The 17,563-nt window shown below is 60.5% G+C and carries 15 protein-coding genes; 9 read left to right on the top strand and 6 right to left on the bottom strand.

Annotated features, from left to right (window positions below; all coding sequences use genetic code 11):
- The first annotated feature begins 62 nt into the window (after positions 1–62).
- The 9 genes from AB4P90_RS06645 to AB4P90_RS06605 all read left to right on the top strand — a co-directional run bounded on the left by AB4P90_RS06645 (position 63) and on the right by AB4P90_RS06605 (position 9,994).
- Entirely contained in the window at positions 63–818 is a 756-nt protein-coding gene (locus tag AB4P90_RS06645) for a DeoR/GlpR family transcriptional regulator (protein WP_014717134.1), read from the top strand.
- Between the two features lie 259 nt (positions 819–1,077).
- Positions 1,078–2,616, top strand: a complete 1,539-nt coding sequence (glpD, locus tag AB4P90_RS06640; protein ID WP_020301173.1) for a glycerol-3-phosphate dehydrogenase — start codon at positions 1,078–1,080, stop codon at positions 2,614–2,616.
- Between the two features lie 362 nt (positions 2,617–2,978).
- On the top strand, positions 2,979–3,905 hold the full coding sequence (locus tag AB4P90_RS06635; RefSeq protein WP_005785249.1) for a glutamate/aspartate ABC transporter substrate-binding protein: 927 nt from the start codon (positions 2,979–2,981) through the stop codon (positions 3,903–3,905).
- A 194-nt stretch (positions 3,906–4,099) separates the two neighbouring features.
- On the top strand, positions 4,100–4,846 hold the full coding sequence (locus AB4P90_RS06630; protein WP_014717132.1) for an amino acid ABC transporter permease: 747 nt from the start codon (positions 4,100–4,102) through the stop codon (positions 4,844–4,846).
- Positions 4,846–5,517: an amino acid ABC transporter permease gene (locus AB4P90_RS06625; protein WP_003188954.1), complete on the top strand. Its 672-nt coding sequence runs from the start codon at positions 4,846–4,848 to the stop codon at positions 5,515–5,517. The genes AB4P90_RS06630 and AB4P90_RS06625 overlap by 1 nt, the downstream gene beginning before the upstream one ends.
- A complete protein-coding gene (locus AB4P90_RS06620) occupies positions 5,514–6,248 on the top strand; it encodes an amino acid ABC transporter ATP-binding protein (RefSeq protein ID WP_003188952.1) in 735 nt (244 codons plus the stop codon). The genes AB4P90_RS06625 and AB4P90_RS06620 overlap by 4 nt, the downstream gene beginning before the upstream one ends.
- A gap of 172 nt (positions 6,249–6,420) precedes the next feature.
- Positions 6,421–8,322 carry an ATP-binding protein gene (locus AB4P90_RS06615; RefSeq protein WP_395605761.1) on the top strand — a complete coding sequence of 634 codons (1,902 nt, stop codon included), beginning with the start codon at positions 6,421–6,423 and terminating at the stop codon, positions 8,320–8,322.
- A 53-nt stretch (positions 8,323–8,375) separates the two neighbouring features.
- Positions 8,376–9,656 carry a sigma-54 dependent transcriptional regulator gene (locus tag AB4P90_RS06610; protein WP_230957543.1) on the top strand — a complete coding sequence of 427 codons (1,281 nt, stop codon included), beginning with the start codon at positions 8,376–8,378 and terminating at the stop codon, positions 9,654–9,656.
- Positions 9,656–9,994, top strand: coding sequence for a GlpM family protein (locus tag AB4P90_RS06605; RefSeq protein WP_014717129.1), 339 nt, complete (start codon positions 9,656–9,658; stop codon positions 9,992–9,994). The genes AB4P90_RS06610 and AB4P90_RS06605 overlap by 1 nt, the downstream gene beginning before the upstream one ends.
- 150 nt (positions 9,995–10,144) lie before the next feature.
- On the opposite strand, the gene AB4P90_RS06600 is transcribed toward AB4P90_RS06605, so the two are convergent.
- From AB4P90_RS06600 to AB4P90_RS06575, 6 genes are all read right to left on the bottom strand, one after another.
- Entirely contained in the window at positions 10,145–11,542 is a 1,398-nt protein-coding gene (locus AB4P90_RS06600) for a sigma-54 dependent transcriptional regulator (RefSeq protein ID WP_014717128.1), read from the bottom strand.
- Positions 11,532–13,310, bottom strand: coding sequence for a HAMP domain-containing sensor histidine kinase (locus AB4P90_RS06595; protein WP_032903293.1), 1,779 nt, complete (start codon positions 13,308–13,310; stop codon positions 11,532–11,534). Before AB4P90_RS06595 ends, AB4P90_RS06600 begins: the two co-directional genes overlap by 11 nt.
- Positions 13,310–14,434: a GNAT family N-acetyltransferase gene (locus AB4P90_RS06590; protein ID WP_020301176.1), complete on the bottom strand. Its 1,125-nt coding sequence runs from the start codon at positions 14,432–14,434 to the stop codon at positions 13,310–13,312. The genes AB4P90_RS06595 and AB4P90_RS06590 overlap by 1 nt, the downstream gene beginning before the upstream one ends.
- Positions 14,435–14,526: 92 nt before the next feature.
- Positions 14,527–15,420 (bottom strand): carboxylesterase, encoded by an 894-nt coding sequence (locus AB4P90_RS06585; protein WP_058410457.1) that lies wholly within the window; start codon positions 15,418–15,420, stop codon positions 14,527–14,529.
- Entirely contained in the window at positions 15,417–16,811 is a 1,395-nt protein-coding gene (locus AB4P90_RS06580; RefSeq protein WP_003188936.1) for an aspartate aminotransferase family protein, read from the bottom strand. The genes AB4P90_RS06585 and AB4P90_RS06580 overlap by 4 nt, the downstream gene beginning before the upstream one ends.
- Complete coding sequence (locus tag AB4P90_RS06575; RefSeq protein ID WP_395605760.1) at positions 16,804–17,508, bottom strand: MtnX-like HAD-IB family phosphatase; 705 nt, start codon at positions 17,506–17,508, stop codon at positions 16,804–16,806. The genes AB4P90_RS06580 and AB4P90_RS06575 overlap by 8 nt, the downstream gene beginning before the upstream one ends.
- Between the last annotated feature and the right edge of the window lie 55 nt (positions 17,509–17,563).

Below are 17,563 nucleotides of genomic sequence, written 5' to 3'. Positions count from 1 at the left end.
GCAGGGAGCGGATTCCTGCGTCATCATGGGCCACTTTTGTATGGCAGCCCAAAGGACGCCCCATGAATCTGCCTCCCCGCCAACAACAAATCCTCGAACTGGTCCGCGAACGCGGCTACGTCAGTATCGAGGAAATGGCGCAGCTATTCGTTGTCACCCCGCAAACCATCCGCCGCGATATCAACCAACTGGCGGACGCCAACCTGTTGCGCCGCTACCACGGCGGCGCAGCCTATGACTCCAGTGTCGAGAACACCGCGTACGCCATGCGTGCCGACCAGATGCGCGACGAGAAGCAACGCATCGGTGAAGCCATCGCCGCGCAGATTCCCGATCATGCCTCGCTGTTCATCAACATTGGCACCACCACCGAATCCATCGCCCGTGCGCTGCTCAATCACAACCATCTGAAAATCATCACCAACAACCTCAACGTTGCCACCATGCTCAGCGCCAAGGACGACTTCGATGTGTTGCTCACCGGCGGCAATGTGCGCCGTGACGGTGGCGTGGTGGGCCAAGCCAGTGTCGACTTCATCAACCAGTTCAAGGTCGACTTTGCCCTGGTGGGCATCAGCGGGATCGACGAGGACGGCAGCCTGCTGGACTTCGATTACCAAGAAGTGCGGGTTTCCCAGGCCATCATCGCCAATGCGCGGCAAGTGATTCTGGCGGCAGACTCCAGCAAATTCGGGCGCAATGCCATGATTCGCCTGGGGCCGATCAGCCTGGTGGACTGCCTGGTGACTGACCAGCAGCCGGTGCCGGCCTTGGTGCAAGTGCTGAATGAGCACAAGGTGCGGCTGGAAGTCGTTTAGCGCCTGTTCAGGCGTCATCGCGGGCAAGCCCGACTCCCACAGTTTGAAATGCGATTAAATGTGGGAGCCGGGCTTGCCCGCGATGACGGCCTCACTCACACCCATACATTCACCTTTGTTCATAATTCTTCCTTTCTCCGCCCTTCGATGAGTTTTTTCAATCGAAGTCGGGTGGCTGTGCCCGCAATTATCAGCTACCATTTTCGCAAATGAACATTAATGTTCGAATTCAAAGACGAAAAGATCGCGAGGCCAGCCGATGAACCCTTCCACCTTGCCTGCTCCACCGCTTGCCGAAGTCTATGACGTTGCCGTAATTGGTGGCGGGATCAATGGCGTCGGGATTGCGGCAGACGCAGCCGGTCGCGGTTTGTCGGTATTCCTTTGCGAAAAGGATGACTTGGCCAGCCACACCTCCTCGGCCAGCAGTAAGCTGATCCACGGCGGCCTGCGTTACCTGGAACACTACGAATTCCGCCTGGTGCGCGAAGCCCTGGCCGAACGTGAGGTGCTGCTAGGCAAAGCCCCACACATCGTCAAGCAAATGCGCTTTGTGCTGCCGCACCGCCCGCACTTGCGCCCGGCGTGGATGATTCGCGCTGGCTTGTTCCTGTATGACCACTTGGGCAAGCGCGAAAAACTGGCAGGCTCCAAAAGCCTCAAGTTCGGTGCCGACAGCCCGCTGAAAAGTGAAATTACCCGAGGCTTCGAATACTCCGACTGCTGGGTCGATGACGCTCGCCTGGTCGTGCTCAACGCCATGGCGGCCCGCGAGAAAGGCGCGCACATCCATACGCAGACCCGTTGCGTCAGCGCCCATCGCAGTAACGGCCTGTGGGAAATGAACATGGAGCGTGCCGACGGCAGCCTGTTCTCGATCCGCGCCCGCGCCCTGGTGAATGCTGCCGGCCCTTGGGTAGCCAAATTCATCAAGGACGACCTGAAGCTGGATTCGCCCTACGGCATCCGCCTGATTCAAGGCAGCCACCTGATCGTGCCGCGCCTGTACGAAGGCGCCCACGCGCACATCCTGCAGAACGAAGACCAGCGCATCGTCTTCACCATTCCGTACCTGAACCACTTGACGATCATCGGCACCACCGACCGCGAATACACCGGCGACCCGGCTGCAGTGGCGATCACCGAAGGCGAAACCGACTACATGCTCAAAGTGGTCAACGCGCACTTCAAGAAACAACTGAGCCGTGACGATATCGTCCACACTTACTCCGGCGTGCGCCCGCTGTGCAACGACGAGTCCGACAACCCATCGGCCATCACGCGCGATTACACCCTGGCCTTGTCCGGCGGCACCGGCGAAGCGCCGATCCTGTCGGTATTCGGCGGCAAGCTGACCACCTATCGCAAACTGGCCGAGTCGGCCATGGCCCAACTGGCGCCGTACTTCACCCAGATGCGCCCTAGCTGGACCGCCACGGCCAGCCTGCCCGGCGGTGAAGACATGACCACCCCTGAAGCCCTGGCCGACGCCATCCGCGCCAAGTTCGACTGGGTACCGAGCGAGATCGCCCGCCGCTGGTCCACCACTTACGGCAGCCGCACCTGGCGCTTGCTGGAGGGCGTGCAAACGCTCGCCGATCTGGGTGACCACCTGGGTGGCGGCCTGTATAGCCGCGAAGTCGACTATCTGTGCGCCGAAGAGTGGGTGACGCAACCGCAGGACGTGCTGTGGCGCCGTACCAAGCTTGGCCTGTTCACCACCGAGCAGGAGCAGGAAAACCTGCAACGCTATTTGTCCAAGGTCGAGCAGAACCGCAGCAAGATCGAAGCGGCCTGACCGCCTGACTGTAGGAGCGAGCTTGCTCGCGAAAAACTAGAGAGCGCCGCGTTTATTCAGCATAAACGCGGCGTTTTTGCGTTTTTCGCGAGCAAGCTCGCTCCTACAGACTATTCGGTTTTCCGAACGTGCCCCTCAACTCTATTCGGTTTGCCGGATCAAAGACCGAAAATATCACCGAAACAAAAAGTTAATTTCCATATAAATCATGCATTTATCCTTTTATTTTCGGTATGGCACGACTCATGCTCTACACTCTTCAACGATTGCCTGAGGCGCCTTAGGAGCCGTCACGGGCAGTTGCTGTACAAGAGAGCCGTTCAGCTGGCTTCATAAAAAAAACAAATGTCGAGGAAGTATTGATGCGCATCGTTCCCCATATCCTGGGCGCAGCTATCGCTGCTGCTCTGATCAGCACTCCAGTTTTTGCCGCCGAACTCACCGGCACACTGAAGAAAATCAACGACTCCGGCACCATCACTCTCGCTCACCGCGACAGCTCCATTCCGTTTTCCTACATCGCGGATGGTTCGGGCAAACCCGTGGGCTACTCCCACGACATCCAGTTGGCCGTTGTCGAGCAACTGAAAAAAGACCTGAACAAACCCGACCTCAAAGCCAAGTACAACCTGGTGACCTCGCAAACCCGTATCCCGTTGATCCAGAACGGCACCGCGGATCTGGAGTGCGGCTCCACCACCAATAACGCCGAACGCGCCCAGCAAGTTGACTTCACCGTCAACATCTTCGAAATCGGCACCCGCCTGCTGGTCAAGAAAGACAAGGAAGGCAAGCCGTCCTACGCTGACTTTGCCGACCTGAAAGGCAAAAACGTCGTGACCACCGCCGGCACCACGTCCGAGCGCATCATCAAGGCGATGAACGCCGACAAGCAGATGGGCATGAACGTTATCTCCGCCAAAGACCACGGCGAATCCTTCCAGATGCTCGAAAGCGGCCGTGCCGTTGCATTCATGATGGACGACGCCCTGCTGGCCGGTGAAGAAGCCAAGGCCAAGAAGCCCGATGACTGGGTTATCACCGGCACTCCGCAGTCATTCGAAGCCTATGCATGCATGGTTCGCAAAGGCGACCCGGACTTCAAGAAAGCCGTGGATGACGCCATTGTCGCCCTGTACAAGTCCGGCGAGATCAACAAGATCTACGCCAAATGGTTCGAAAGCCCGATCCCACCGAAAGGCCTGAACCTGAACTTCCCGATGAGCGACAAGGTCAAGGAGCTGATCGCTAACCCTAGCGACAAACCAGCGCCAGAAGTAAAAATCTGATACCTGACTAAGCTTATGTCCTGAGGGAGCCAACCCTCCCTCAGGCGTCTGTAATTACCTGCTGGTTTTAACTTGGAACACTCGACCTGGCGGTTTTCGAGCCGATCGTGTGTGCCTGGCGTTCAACGTCAGGCGGGAACGGATCTTCCCCAAGCGGGTGCTTGTACATCGATCGATCTCGAGGGGAGACCCTAATGAATTACAACTGGGACTGGGGCGTGTTCTTCAAGTCCACCGGCGTGGGCAGCGAGACTTATCTCGACTGGTACCTCTCCGGGCTGGGCTGGACCATCGCCATTGCTGTCGTGGCATGGATTATCGCCTTGCTGCTGGGCTCCATTCTGGGGGTCATGCGCACGGTGCCAAACCGCCTCGTATCGGGCATCGCGACCTGCTACGTGGAACTGTTTCGTAACGTGCCGCTGCTGGTTCAGCTGTTCATCTGGTACTTCCTGGTACCGGACATGCTGCCGCAGAACCTGCAGGACTGGTACAAACAAGACCTGAACCCGACCACTTCGGCCTACCTGAGTGTCGTAGTGTGCCTGGGCCTGTTCACTGCCGCCCGTGTGTGCGAGCAAGTGCGTACCGGTATCCAGGCGCTGCCACGGGGCCAGGAATCCGCGGCGCGCGCCATGGGCTTCAAGCTGCCGCAGATCTACTGGAACGTGCTGCTGCCCCAGGCTTACCGCATCATCATTCCGCCGCTTACCTCGGAATTCCTCAACGTGTTCAAGAACTCCTCCGTGGCGTCCTTGATCGGCTTGATGGAACTGCTGGCGCAAACCAAACAGACCGCCGAATTCTCGGCCAACCTGTTTGAAGCCTTCACCCTGGCCACGCTGATCTACTTCACCCTGAACATGAGCCTGATGCTGCTGATGCGCGTGGTCGAGAAGAAAGTCGCAGTGCCCGGCCTGATCTCCGTGGGGGGCAAATAATGGACTTCGATTTCAGCGGCATCATCCCCGCCATCCCGGGCCTGTGGAACGGCATGGTCATGACCTTGAAGCTGATGGTCATGGGTGTGGTCGGCGGCATCATCATCGGGACCATTCTGGCCCTGATGCGCTTGTCGTCCAATAAACTGCTGTCCCGCGTGGCCGGCGCCTATGTGAACTACTTCCGCTCGATCCCGCTGCTGCTGGTGATCACCTGGTTCTACCTGGCGGTGCCGTTCGTGCTGCGCTGGATCACCGGCGAAGACACCCCGATCGGCGCGTTCACCTCCTGCGTCGTGGCGTTCATGATGTTCGAGGCCGCATACTTCTGCGAAATCGTACGAGCCGGCGTGCAGTCGATTCCCAAGGGCCAGATGGCGGCAGCACAAGCCATGGGCATGACCTACGGCCAGACCATGCGCCTGATCATCCTGCCCCAGGCGTTCCGCAAGATGACGCCGTTGCTGCTGCAACAGTCGATCATCCTGTTCCAGGACACCTCCCTGGTCTACACCGTGGGCCTGGTGGACTTCCTCAACTCCGCCCGCTCCAACGGCGACATCATCGGCCGCTCCAACGAGTTCCTGATCTTTGCCGGTGTCGTCTACTTCATCATCAGCTTTTCCGCCTCGCTGCTGGTCAAGCGTCTGCAAAAAAGGTTTGCCGTATGATCTCTATCAAGAACATCAACAAGTGGTATGGCGACTTCCAGGTGCTGACCGATTGCAGCACTGAGGTTAAAAAAGGCGAAGTGATCGTGGTGTGCGGGCCGTCCGGCTCGGGCAAATCCACCCTGATCAAATGCGTGAACGCGCTGGAACCGTTCCAGAAAGGCGACATTGTCGTCGACGGCACCTCCATCGCCGACCCGAAGACCAACCTGCCAAAACTGCGTTCGCGCGTGGGCATGGTGTTTCAGCACTTCGAGCTGTTCCCGCACCTGACCATCACCGAAAACCTGACCATCGCGCAGATCAAGGTATTGGGCCGCAGCAAGGAAGAAGCCACCAAGAAGGGCCTGCAACTGCTCGACCGCGTGGGCTTGTCGGCTCACGCCCACAAGCATCCTGGCCAGCTCTCCGGCGGCCAGCAACAACGTGTGGCGATTGCCCGCGCCCTGGCCATGGACCCGATCGTCATGCTGTTCGACGAACCAACCTCGGCGCTGGACCCGGAAATGGTCAACGAAGTGCTCGACGTGATGGTGCAACTGGCCCACGAAGGCATGACCATGATGTGTGTGACCCACGAAATGGGCTTTGCGCGCAAAGTGGCCGACCGCGTGATCTTCATGGACGCCGGCAAGATCATCGAAGACTGCCCGAAGGAAGAGTTCTTCGGCGACATCAGCGCACGCTCCGAGCGTGCGCAGCACTTCCTCGAGAAAATCCTGCAGCACTAAAAGCAACACCGTTCGTCCTGTAGGAGCCGGGCTTGTGTGGGAGCTGGCTTGCCTGCGATGGCATCGCCTCGGTGCAACTGTTACACCGAGGCGCCTGCATCGCGGGCAAGCCCGACTCCCACACAAGCCCGCTCTTACACTGGCGAGAAGTAGCTGACCCAAGGCATCTGTGATGAAATGCGACCCCAATCAATATCGCGCCGCGCCGCCATCACTTGCCGTGAAGCCTCGTCTGATACGCCAACTGTTCCTGCCGCCGTTGATCATCGCCCTGATGGTCGGCCTGGGTTATATCGGCTTCTGGGTCAGTGACTACTACGGCATCCGCACCCTCAGCGACAACGGCGAACGCCAGTTGGAGCTGCACGCCCGCACCGTCGAAAGCGAACTGAGCAAGTACACCTACCTGCCCAGCCTGCTGGAACTGGAGTCCAGTGTTTCCCAACTGCTCGCCGACCCGAACCAGGAAACCCGCAAGACGGTCAACGACTACCTCGAAGGCCTGAACCGCCGCAGTCGCAGCCGCGCCATCTATGTGATGGACACCACCGGCCGCGTGCTGGCCACCAGTAACTGGCGCGATGCCGACAGTTACCAAGGTGAGGACCTGTCCTTTCGCGCCTATTTCCAGAACGCCGTACGCGGCCAGCCCGGTCGTTTCTACGGCATCGGCAGCACCAACGGCGAACCCGGCTATTACCTGGCCCATGGCCTGGAAGAGCACGGCAAGATCATCGGCGTCGCCGTGGTCAAGGTACGCCTCGAAGCCCTTGAAGAGCGCTGGCAACGTGCGCGCCTCGAAGCTTTCGTGAGCGATGAGAACGGCATCATTATTCTTTCCAGCGACCCGGCGCGTCGCCTCAAGGCCGTACGCCCGCTGAGCGATGACACCAAGGACCGCCTGGCCCACAGCCTGCAATATTACTGGGCGACGCTCAATGAACTGCAACCCCTGGCCCGTGAGCGCCTGAACGAAGGCACCGAGAAACTGACCTTCCCGGCCAACACCGAAGTGGTCAACGACCAGCACGCGGTCAGCTACCTGGCGCAGACCCGCCCGCTGAACGACACGCCGTGGAACTTCACCCTGCTCACCCCGCTCAACGACCTGCGCCGCGCCGCGATCAACCAGGGCATCCTGGTGGCCGTCGCCTTCGGCCTGGTCGCCTTCCTGCTGATTGCCTGGAACGAGCGACGCAAGGTCATCGCCACCCGCCTCGCCGCACGGGAAGCCTTGCAGGAAGCCAACAGCCAGCTTGAGCGTCGGATTGCCGAACGCACCGCCGACCTGCGCGCCAGCAACGAACGGCTCAAGGGCCAGATTCGCGAACGACGCCAGGCCGAAGAAACCTTGCGCCGCGCCCAGGACGAACTGGTACAGGCCGGCAAACTCGCGGCCATCGGCCAGATGTCCACCAGCATCGCCCACGAACTGAACCAGCCGCTGGCGGCCTTGCGCACGCTGTCGGGCAACACCGTACGCTTCCTTGAGCGCGGCGCCCTGGACACCGCCAGCACCAACCTCAAGACCATCAACGAACTGATCGACCGCATGGGCCGCATCACCGCCAGCCTGCGCTCCTTTGCTCGGCGCGGCGACGACCAGGGCGAAGCCAGCCTCGGCAAGGCCGTGGACGCCGCGTTCCAGGTGCTCGGCGCGCGCCTGGACAGCCTGCCGTTGACCGTGCACCGTGACTTTGCCAACGCCCAATTGCAGATCGACCAGACCCGCCTGGAGCAGATCCTGCTCAACCTGATCGGCAACGCCCTCGATGCGATGCAGGCCCAAGCAGCGCCGCAGCTATGGCTGGAAGGCCAGAGCGGCGACGGCAAATACCGCCTGTTGGTGCGTGATAATGGCCACGGCATCGACCCCGAGGCGCGCAAGCATTTGTTCGAACCCTTTTTTACCACCAAGCCCGGCGAACAAGGCCTGGGCCTGGGCCTGACCCTTTCCGCAAGCCTCGCGGCCGCTACCGGCGGTAGCCTTGCCGTGGAACATCCGGCCAATGGTGGTACCGCCTTTGTCCTTAACCTGCCATTGGTGGGCGCTCAACGAGCTGAGTCGACATGAATACACAAGCCCAAGACCTTACCGTCCTGATCGTCGAAGACGACCCCCACGTACTGCTCGGTTGCCAGCAAGCACTGGCGCTCGAAGACATCACCAGCGTCGGCGTGGGCAGCGCCGAAGAAGCGCTCAAGCGCATCGGCGAGAACTTCGCTGGCATCGTCATCAGCGATATCCGCCTGCCGGGCATCGATGGCCTGGAACTGCTGACCCGCCTCAAGGCCATGGATAAAAGCCTGCCGGTGGTGTTGATCACTGGGCATGGCGATATCTCCATGGCGGTGGGCGCCATGCGTAACGGCGCCTACGACTTCATGGAGAAACCCTTCTCGCCCGAACGCCTGGTGGACGTGGCACGCCGCGCCCTGGAACAGCGCGGCCTGGCGCGGGAAGTCTGGTCGTTACGCCGGCAACTGGCCGAGCGCGACTCGCTGGAAGGCCGCATCATCGGCCGCTCGCCGGCGATGCAAAACCTGCGTGAACTGATCGCCAACGTCGCCGACACCTCGGCCAACGTGTTGATCGAAGGCGAAACCGGCACCGGCAAGGAACTGGTCGCGCGCTGCCTGCATGATTTCAGTCGACGCCATACCCACCAGTTCGTTGCGCTCAACTGCGGTGGCCTGCCGGAGAACCTCTTCGAAAGCGAGATTTTCGGCCACGAGGCCAACGCCTTCACCGGCGCCGGTAAACGTCGCATCGGCAAGATCGAGCATGCCCATCAAGGCACGCTGTTCCTCGATGAAGTAGAGAGCATGCCGATCAACCTGCAGATCAAATTGCTGCGGGTGCTGCAAGAACGTACGTTGGAACGCCTGGGTTCGAACCAGAGCGTGGCAGTGGATTGTCGGGTAATCGCTGCCACCAAGTCCGACCTCGACGAGTTGAGCCGCGCCAGCCAGTTCCGCAGCGACCTGTACTACCGCCTCAATGTCGTCACCCTGGAACTGCCGCCTTTGCGCGAGCGGCGCGAAGACATCCTGCAACTGTTCGAACACTTCCTGCAGCAATCGTCGCTACGCTTCGACCGCGCCGTGCCGGAGCTGGACAACCAGACCCTGTCCAGCCTGATGAGCCACGACTGGCCGGGCAACGTACGTGAGCTGCGCAACGTCGCCGAACGCTTCGCCCTGGGCTTGCCCGCCTTCAAGAAAAGCGGCGCCGGCAGCGGCAACCAAGGGGTTGCCTTTACCGAGGCGGTGGAAGCCTTTGAGCGCAACCTGCTCAACGATGCCCTGCAACGCAGCGGCGGCAACCTGACCCAGGCCAGCCAGGAACTGGGGATGGCCAAGACCACCCTGTTCGACAAGGTCAAGAAATACGGGTTGAGTCACTGATGGATCTGTTCTTGAAGGCTGCACTTGGCGCCGCAGTGGTGCTGATCCTGGCGGCGCTGGCCAAGACCAGAAACTATTACATCGCGGGCTTGGTGCCGCTGTTTCCCACTTTTGCGCTGATCGCCCATTACATCGTCGGCAAAGGCCGAACAGTTGCGGATTTGAAGACCACCATCTTGTTCGGGATGTGGTCGATCATTCCTTACTTTGTGTATTTGGCGACGCTGTATGTAATGGTCGATCGGCTGCGGTTGGAGGCATCGCTGGCAGTCGCCGCCGTGGCCTGGTTGATGGCCGCGACGGTGTTGGTCAGCGTGTGGGTACGCCTGCACACCTGACACAACGCGGCAGATCGTTCCCACGCTCCCGCGTGGGAATGCAGCCAACGACGCTCCGCGTCCACGCGCGTGACGCAGAGCGTCACCAGCGGCACTCCCACGCGAAGCGTGGGAGCGATCATCGCAGGCAAGCCAGCTCCCACACTCAGATCAGCGCACGATCTTGTCTACCTGAATCCCCAGCTTCTTCAGGCGATACCAGAAGCTGCGCTCGGAAATGCCGATCCGTTGTGCCGCGGCAGCCTGGACCCCATTGCTCTCCTGCAACGCCGCAAGAATGTAGGCTTTCTCCACTTCGGCCAGCGCCGCATCCAGGTCCCGCGGCACGCCTGGGCCGTCGCTGAGGATCGCGGTCACATCGCCCTCGCTTGGTTTGGAAGCAAACAGATACCCCGGCAAATCAATATCTTCGATCACCGATGAAGCCGCCACGATGGTCGCGCGCTCCACGCAGTTTTGCAGCTCGCGGATATTGCCCGGCCAGTGATACGCCGCCATGGCCTGCAAGGCCTCGGGGCTGAAACCGGTGATGCGCTTGCCCGTGGTGGCGCTCAGGGTGTGGGCGAAGTGGCGCGCCAGGGGCGCAATGTCTTCCACACGTTCGCGCAACGACGGCAACGGAATCGGGAAGACATTCAGGCGGTAATACAAGTCTTCGCGAAACTCCTTGGCTGCCACCGCATCCAGCAGGTTCTTGTTGGTGGCGGCAATTACCCGTACATCCACCTTGCGCTCGCGGGGGTCGCCCACAGGTTCGATAACCCGCTCCTGCAAGGCGCGCAGAATCTTGGCCTGCAACGCCAAGGGCATATCACCCACCTCATCCAGAAACAGCGTGCCCTTGTCGGCCTGCATGAAGCGCCCTACCCGGTCAGCCACGGCGCCGGTGAACGCGCCTTTGCGATGGCCAAACATCTCGCTTTCCAGCAAGCCTTCAGGGATGGCCGCGCAATTGACCGCCACGAAGGGTTGGTCGGCACGGCTGCCATGCTTGTGGATGGCGCGGGCGACCATTTCCTTGCCAGTGCCGCTTTCGCCGGTCAGCAGGATAGTAGCGTTGCTGTCGCGCACCGAATCGACCGCCTGGAGCACTTGGCGAAACGCCGGGCTATCGCCCACCAGGCTGTCGAACTGCGCATGCTCGTCCAGCTCGGCGCGCATGCGCGCGTTGTCGCGCATGATGTCGCGAAACTGCAGGGCCTTGGCCACGGTGATGTCCAGCTCGTCGATGTCGAACGGCTTGGCAATGTAGTCATAGGCACCGTTACGCATCGACTGCACGGCGTTTTTCACCGTGCTGTAGGCCGTCATCACGATCACCGGCAAGGTCGGATAACGCACCTTGATTTCGGCCAGCAACGCCGGCCCGTCCATGCCCGGCATGCGCCAGTCGCTGATGACCAGGTCGATGTCCTCCTCCCCCAGCACCTTGAGCGCATGCAGGCCATTGCCCGCGCTGAACACCTGGATGCCGTTCTGGCTCAAGGCCTGGGTCAGCAGATCACAGAGCTTGGGCTCGTCGTCGACCACCAATACGTTATGCGTCATGCCCTTCCTCATCTTCACCGTCGTCTTCACCGTCAGCCGGAATGTACAGGCTGAAGGTCGCGCCGGCATCTTTCTCACTGGCGCATTCGATGCTGCCGTCGTGACTTTCCATGATCGAATAGACTTTGGCCAGGCCCAGGCCTGTGCCCGAGGCCTTGGTGGTGACGAATGGCGTGAAGATACGCTCCACCATGTCCGCAGGGATGCCCTCGCCGGTATCGGCGATGCTGATCACGGTGTTGTCGCCCACGCTGCGAATGCCCAGGGTCAGGCGCCCGCCGTCGGGCATCGCGTCGATGGCGTTGAGAATCAGGTTGAGACAGGCCTGCTTGAGCTGCTTGGCATCGGCGTAGATCGTTGCGCCAGGCGCCTGGTCGTCGATCTGCGCGTCAATGCGATGGCTGCTCAGCTCCGGGCCGCAGAAACCGAGGATTTCTTCCACCAGGGCGCGTGCCGGTTGCTGCACGCGTATCGGCGGGTTGGGCTTGGCGAAATCGAGGAACTCGGTAATCAGCTCGTTGATGCGGCTGACTTCGCTGATGACATATTCCAGGTGACGCTTGTCGGTTTCCGCCAGGTCAGCGCGCCGATGCAACAGTTGGGTGGCGGTCTTGATGATGCCCAATGGGTTGCGAATTTCGTGAGCCAGGCCCATGGCGACTTCACCCAGGGCATGCAAGCGGTCACGCCGGCGCAGTTGGGCTTCCAGATGATGCAACTCGCCCAGGCGTTCGGTCATGTGGTTGAAGGTGCTGCTCAATTGCGCCAGTTCGTCACCGCCACTGACCACCACACGGTGTGCATAACTGCCCGAGATCACCGCATCCACGCCCTGGGACAAATCGCGCAGAGGCTTGGTCAGGCGCCGCGACACCAACAACCCAGCCGCCAATGACAGCGCCGAGCTGACCAGGAAGATCAGCACGAACAGGTTGCTCTGGTTCACCAACCCCACCAGGCTGGTATGGCGTAGCAGGCCGCTGAAGATCACGCCTTGCAACTCACCGGCGTCATTGAAAATCGGCCAATACAAACCGCTGTACTGGTTAGTGAACTGCTCGCTGGGCTGCTTGGTGCTGCGCAGGTAGGCCTCGACATTCTTGGGGATGCGCGAGGGATGATTGGCGAAGCGCTGGGTGGAAAATATTTCGGAAAACCCGGCAGGGTTGGCCAAATACAGACGCAGGTCGAGGGAATGCACATCGGCCACGCTGGTGAGGAAACTGCTGTCCAGGTAAGTGGCGACCAGCAACAGGTAATCAACGCCGTCACGGCTGGTTTCGAAGGTGGACACCACCAGGCCCGTGCTCACGCCGGCGACTTGCACGGTTTGCAGCACCGCGTTGCTGGTGAGGTTGATCTGCCTGACGATGTCATCGGCGGCCGTGCTGAACATTACTTTGCGGTCGCTGGTGCGAATCAGTGCGACCACGTCGATATCGGTGGCATCGGCAATGTCGGCGGTGAGCCGGTCATGCTTTTCGGCATTTTTGGACGACGGCGGGCTGGTATAGCGCAGGAACAGCTTGGCCATGCGCGCGTTGTCGTGAAGGATGTCGCCGATTTCGTCCTTGACGATCTTGGTCGACTCTTGCAGCCAGATACGCACGTTGCTGTCGAAAATCTGCGACAGCGTGGTGGCAGCCAGCTCAGCCGCGATCATCGTAGGAATCACGCTGACCAGCCAGAACGCCAGCACCAGCTTGCGCTGGACGCTCCAACGCGAAATGGCAAAGGGGCGGGCTTTCTGGCGGGTCTTGGTAATCATCAGGTTTCGCTTATCGCAGCAGCCATGGCAGGGTCGGAACGATCCGGTCGAATAAACAGTTTTACAAGCTTGAGCAGGCCGTTGACCAGCCAGTTACGGTGGCGGAAGAACAGGCTGTTGCCCTCGAACTCGCACCCCAGGCGCAGTTTACTGGCATACCCGGCCTGGCCGCACTCGTACAGCGCAATACGGTGTTCAATACAGTAGTCGACATTGGTCAACCAGCTACGGAAGTACAGGTTGTACTCGCGGCTGAACGCAAGGTCATGGCCAAAGAACTTGTCCACCAGCCGATGCTCATCCAGCAGGATCAGGTTGAACGCCACCAGGCGCTCGTCCACCCAGTACAGAACACAGACCGCCCGCTCGTGCAGGTGTTCGAGCACCCCCGTGAAGTAACCGGCGGGCAGGCGCTCGAACTGCAAGTCTGCGCGCGCGAGCGTGGCCTCGTACAGGCGCATGACCTCGGGCAGCACGTCATCGATATTGCGCCGCCACTCGACCCGCGGCCCTGGTGCGCGCAGTTTGCGGCGCAGGTCCTTGCGCGTGGATTTGCCCAGCGACCCCAGGTAGGCATCCACCGAGCCATAAGGCAGGGGCAACACCCCCGTGGGCAAACTGGGCATGCTTTGAAAGCCTGCGGCAAGGCAGCTCTGGGCCCAATGCGGGTCGTTGGTGGGCGCATCCTTGACCGCTAGCAAGCCGATACCGAGCGCGTTGGCATCGCTGCGCGCAGCCGCCAGTAACTGCTGCAACAGCAACGGGCGCCGGGATTCGGCCACATGGCTGGCGACACCGGCATCACAGCGCTCAGCCACCGGCGAACCGATGGCGTACAACGCCAGTTGCAAAACGCCCGGCCACAGCCGCTCCAGGCGCTCGGTCAAGCGTTTGCCGGCCCCCGACAGCGTAGTGTCGAGGCGATAATGGGTGATGAACGCGGCAGCCACGGCCACCAGCGTTTGATCCTCGAAGACCGCCAGGTAACGCCACTGAAAGTCATCGATCGCGGCGTTTTCCACGGCCAGGTAATAGTCCCAATCCTCCAGGGCACCGGGAAAACAGTCGTTCCAGGCATCGCGCTGGATAGCCCGGATGGTCGGGAAGGCTTGGGTGGTTATCACAGATTGCCCTTATTTCAATGGCGAACGCCGATCCAATGTGGGAGCTGGCTTGTCGGGTCGCCGCATCGCTGCGATGCAGGCGCCGCGGTGTATCAGGCAGATTGCAGTGATGCCATCGCCGGCAAGCCAGCTCCCACAGGTGCCTGCGTTGGCTTGAAGACTGCGTGCTGCTCGACAAACCTGGCACTCAACTCGATCACCCGGCGGTACTGCAAATCGACCGTGATCATGTGGTAGCAGTTGTCCAGCAGGATCTTGGTCACCGGCCCGCCGAGGTGGCGCTCCACGTAATCGGCGTTCCAGCGGCTGGTGATGTCGTCCTCGATGGAATGCAGCACCAGCGCCGGCACCTTGATCTGGGGCATGCGTTTCTTGACCACCGCGTTCATGCGGTGCAGCTCGCGCACGGTGATGCCTTCCATGGTCAGCAACCCCGCCTCACTGCTCTCGCCTTCCTTCATCTGCCGCTCGACGATGGCCCGCAGGCGCTCGTTCTTAATGCCATAGGGCGGCTTCTCTTCGAAGCTGCAAATGTGCACGCCGAACGGAATCTTCATCAGCAAGGGCGTGAGAAACGCCAGTTTGTTGATGCTCCAGCCGTCGTACTTCAAGGTGGTGGAATACATCAGCAACCCGGCGACTTGCCCTGGGTGTTCGGACGCCACATACATCGACATCACCGCGCCCATGGACAAGCCACCGACAAACACCTGCCCGTGGCGTTGCTTGACCTGTACGAAGGTCTTGCGCACGCCTTCGTACCAGTCCTGCCAGCCGGTGGCCTGCAAGTCGCTGTTGTCGCCGCAGTGCCCGGCCAGCGTGGGCACATACACCGTGCAGTTGCCCGCCTTGGCCAGGCCCTTGGCGACCTGGCGCAACTCGGTCGGTGTGCCGGTCAGGCCGTGGATCAACAGGATCCCGACCGGACCATCACCGAGAACGAAACCGGCAGTGCCTTCACCGAGGTCGATCCCTTGAGCATTCACCGCGTGGTCGCTCGCACCAGCAGTTGCTCGAGCAACTTCAGGCCCAGGTCGATTTCCGGGTAGCTGATTTCCAGGGACGGCGCCAGGGTGATCACGTTTTTGTAGTAACCACCCACATCGAGGATCAACCCGAGCTTCTGGCCGTCTACCAGCATGTCGCCTTTCATGCCTTCTTCGACCATGTAGTCCAGGGTCGCCTTGTCCGGGGTGAAGCCATCCGGGCCGCAGATTTCGCAGCGCAGCGCCAGGCCCAGGCCGTCCACATCGCCGATGATGGGGAAGCGTTTTTGCAAGTCTTGCAGGCCTTCCAGGAAGTATTTGCCCTTGGCCATGACCATGGCGCCGTAGTCGACTTCGCTGGTCATCTTGAACATTTCCAGGCCCACCGCGGTGCCCAACGGGTTGGAGGCGAAGGTGGAGTGAGTCGAACCTGGCGGGAACACCTTCGGGTTGATCAACTCTTCACGGGCCCAGATACCGCCCAATGGGTTGAGACCATTGGTCAACGCCTTGCCGAACACGATCACGTCCGGCTGTACATCGAAGTGCTCGATCGACCAGAGTTTGCCGGTGCGATAGAAGCCCATCTGGATTTCGTCGGACACCATCAGGATGCCGTGCTGGTCCAGGACGTGCTTGAGCTCGCGGTAGAAATTCATCGGCGGGATCACGTAGCCGCCGGTGCCCTGGATCGGCTCGACATAGAAAGCTGCGTATTCGCACTGGTTGGTCTTAGGGTCCCACACGCCGTTGTATTCGGTCTCGAACAAGCGGGCGAACTGCTGCACGCAATGGCTGCCGTACTCTTCCTTGGTCATGCCCTTCGGGCCACGGAAGTGGTAAGGGAATGGGATGAAATTGGCGCGTTCGCCAAAGTGGCCGTAGCGACGACGATAGCGGAAGCTAGAGGTGATCGACGAGGCGCCGAGGGTGCGCCCGTGGTAGCCGCCTTCGAAGGCGAACATCAAGCTTTTGCCGTTGCTGGCGTTGCGCACCACCTTCAGGGAATCTTCGATGGACTGCGAACCGCCGACGTTGAAGTGCACACGGCCGTCGAGGCCGAACTTGTTCTTGGCATCGACCGCGATCATTTCCGACAGCTCGATCTTGCCTTTGTGCAGGTACTGGCTGGCGATTTGCGGCAGGGTGTCGATCTGCTTTTTCAGCGCGTTGTTCAGGCGCGGGTTGGCATAGCCGAAGTTGACGGCCGAGTACCACATCTGCAGATCGAGGTAGGCCTGGTCTTCGGTGTCCCACACATAGGAGCCTTCGCAGCGGCTGAAAATACGCGGCGGCTCGATGTAGTGAACGGTGTCGCCGTAGGAGCAATACTTGGCTTCTTTATCCAGAAGCACCTGGTCTTCAGCGGTAGCGATACGGATATCAGACATGATGGAAGAGTTCCTGATTGTCAGAAGAGGTGTTGAAGGTGGTGGCGTTGGCGGCGAGGCCTTGTGGCAGCTTGGCCAGCAACGCCGGCACTTGCGCAAAGCTGTCGAAGCGCGCATGAAGAATCTGGTGGGCGACGCAGTAGTCGGCGAGGCTGCCCTTGGCGAACACGAAGTCGGCGGTGGAGGCCACGCACATGTCGGACTTGCCGTCGCCGATCACCAGCACGCGCTTGTTGCGCGGCGTGGATTTGCACTTGCAGTTGCCGGCAGCGGCGCGACAGGCATCGCTGGCATACGGGAAGTCGATGCGCCAGCTGTCCTGGTCGACCTGGCGCAGGCGGTTGGCGAGGATCGGCAACAAGGTCACGTAGTTGCGCGAAAGGATGCGGGCAATGCCCTGCTCGATGCCATCGCTGACCACTTCGATGGAAGCACCCAGGCCCATGACGTGATCGACAAAATCCGGGAAGTCCGGGTCGATCTCGACGCTGTCAAAGTACGCCAGCAGTTCAGCTGGGGTGGCCTTGATCAGCGCTAGTTGGCGGCTCAGGCATTCGCGTGAACCGATATGCCCATCCAGCCATTCCTGCTCAATGGTTTCCCACTCGGGGCCGGCGAAGCGTTGGAGGACGTTGTCGATGACATCCGTGGGAGTAATGGTCCCGTCGAAGTCACACACGATATGCCAGTTGATCATCTGCCTTTCCTTTAGGTAAAGGGCCTTGGAGGAGCGCGCTGTCTGCGCTTGCCAA

Origin of the sequence: Pseudomonas sp. B16120 (assembly GCF_044218845.1) — a bacterium.
GTDB classification, from domain to species: Bacteria; Pseudomonadota; Gammaproteobacteria; order Pseudomonadales; family Pseudomonadaceae; genus Aquipseudomonas; species Aquipseudomonas paracarnis.
The sequence above is the reverse complement of the archived record's forward strand: the minus strand, read 5'-3'. Positions and strand labels throughout refer to the sequence as shown.

Bases quoted from the DNA above. Each gene is read 5' to 3' on its own strand.
- AB4P90_RS06620 (WP_003188952.1), top strand. From the start codon at position 5,514: ATGATCTCTATCAAGAACATCAACAAGTGGTATGGCGACTTCCAGGTG.
- AB4P90_RS06635 (WP_005785249.1), top strand. From the start codon at position 2,979: ATGCGCATCGTTCCCCATATCCTGGGCGCAGCTATCGCTGCTGCTCTG.
- AB4P90_RS06575 (WP_395605760.1), bottom strand. From the start codon at position 17,508: ATGATCAACTGGCATATCGTGTGTGACTTCGACGGGACCATTACTCCC.
- AB4P90_RS06645 (WP_014717134.1), top strand. From the start codon at position 63: ATGAATCTGCCTCCCCGCCAACAACAAATCCTCGAACTGGTCCGCGAA.
- AB4P90_RS06615 (WP_395605761.1), top strand. From the start codon at position 6,421: ATGAAATGCGACCCCAATCAATATCGCGCCGCGCCGCCATCACTTGCC.
- AB4P90_RS06600 (WP_014717128.1), bottom strand. From the start codon at position 11,542: ATGACGCATAACGTATTGGTGGTCGACGACGAGCCCAAGCTCTGTGAT.
- AB4P90_RS06605 (WP_014717129.1), top strand. From the start codon at position 9,656: ATGGATCTGTTCTTGAAGGCTGCACTTGGCGCCGCAGTGGTGCTGATC.
- AB4P90_RS06625 (WP_003188954.1), top strand. From the start codon at position 4,846: ATGGACTTCGATTTCAGCGGCATCATCCCCGCCATCCCGGGCCTGTGG.
- AB4P90_RS06595 (WP_032903293.1), bottom strand. From the start codon at position 13,310: ATGATTACCAAGACCCGCCAGAAAGCCCGCCCCTTTGCCATTTCGCGT.
- glpD (WP_020301173.1), top strand. From the start codon at position 1,078: ATGAACCCTTCCACCTTGCCTGCTCCACCGCTTGCCGAAGTCTATGAC.
- AB4P90_RS06580 (WP_003188936.1), bottom strand. From the start codon at position 16,811: ATGTCTGATATCCGTATCGCTACCGCTGAAGACCAGGTGCTTCTGGAT.
- AB4P90_RS06630 (WP_014717132.1), top strand. From the start codon at position 4,100: ATGAATTACAACTGGGACTGGGGCGTGTTCTTCAAGTCCACCGGCGTG.